Here is a 1,137-nt window from a genome sequence, read left to right on the forward strand (position 1 = left end):
GCCCTGCCGTCTGGGTCGAATTCGGTGCGATACGAGTGCAGGAACACTCGGCGTTTCAGGTCAACCCCGCGGGTGAGCTCCCTGGGACCGATGATCATGGCGGCGTTTCCGGCCAGCCCGAGCTCGGGGTAGACCTCCGCCCAGTCGTGGGCGCGACGCCGCACGGGCGCAGCCCCACGGCGAGCCGAGGCCCCGGGCAGGTCTGCGGCCCGTTCCCGCACGAGTCGGCGGGCGGCCTCACGCTGGAGATCCTCGAAGTCAGCGAGGGCCACGCGGTGGGTTTCCGGCACCAGGTGAGGGTCTAGTGCCGTCACCAGATCCGAGATCGTGTTGTGTTCGGCCGCCACAAAGAACGTGCTGTGGGGGATGTCGATGCCGCGACGACCGAGCACCTCGCGAACGTCCGGGTCGTTGAAGATGGCTGCCGCGGCTCGCGCGTTGGGGGCACCGGGGTTACCTCCGCAGGCGCCACACTCCAGCGAGGATTCGTACAGGTTATTCGTGGTGGTCGAACCGTGGCCGGCAAGCACCACCAGCGGCGCACACCAGGTGAGGCCCATCATGCGCATCGCGGTCTCGGCCATGCCCGCCCGTTCATCCAGGGTGAACGCGTCCGCGACAGTGACCTCTGTGCGCAACGACGGAGCCGCTATCGCATTCAGTCCGAGCGCGATGCGCGCCGCCAGCCCAGGGACCACGGTACGAATGGCGGCCCAGATTCCCATAAACCAGCCCGCGGTCTCGGCGAGGGCGAACGGTGCCGCAGTCACCCTGTCGCCGGCGTGCAGTCCACAGGCGACGGCATCCCGAACTCTCAGGGCCCTGGATCGACGCGAGGCATGTGCTCGGTCGCTGGGAGACTCGGTGACGGTGTGACGCGGCGAGAGCAACGCCGGTAGTGAGTTCACCGCGCCCCGCGCACGGTACTTCACGAAGCGGATCGGTACGCCGAAGAATCCCGCGAATCCCACCATTTCAATCCACGGAGAGCGTTCTAGCTGTCGGCGCATGCCCTCAGATCGTGGGTCGATGCACATCACCAGCTGCACGGCGGCGCGCTCGCGGGGATGGGCTGCGCCGTCGATCGACGACTGCAACTCGGCACGATAATGCAACTCGTACGCCCGCTGCCAGGTG

General features: G+C 67.5%; 1 protein-coding gene. It reads right to left on the reverse strand.

What is annotated here, in order from left to right:
• Positions 1 to 1,137: putative inorganic carbon transporter subunit DabA (locus tag RMN95_RS16225; RefSeq protein ID WP_309617943.1), on the reverse strand; the 1,137-nt coding region annotated here is incomplete at both ends.

It is taken from the genome of Salinibacterium sp. (assembly GCF_031364185.1).
Lineage (GTDB): Bacteria > Actinomycetota > Actinomycetes > Actinomycetales > Microbacteriaceae > Rhodoglobus.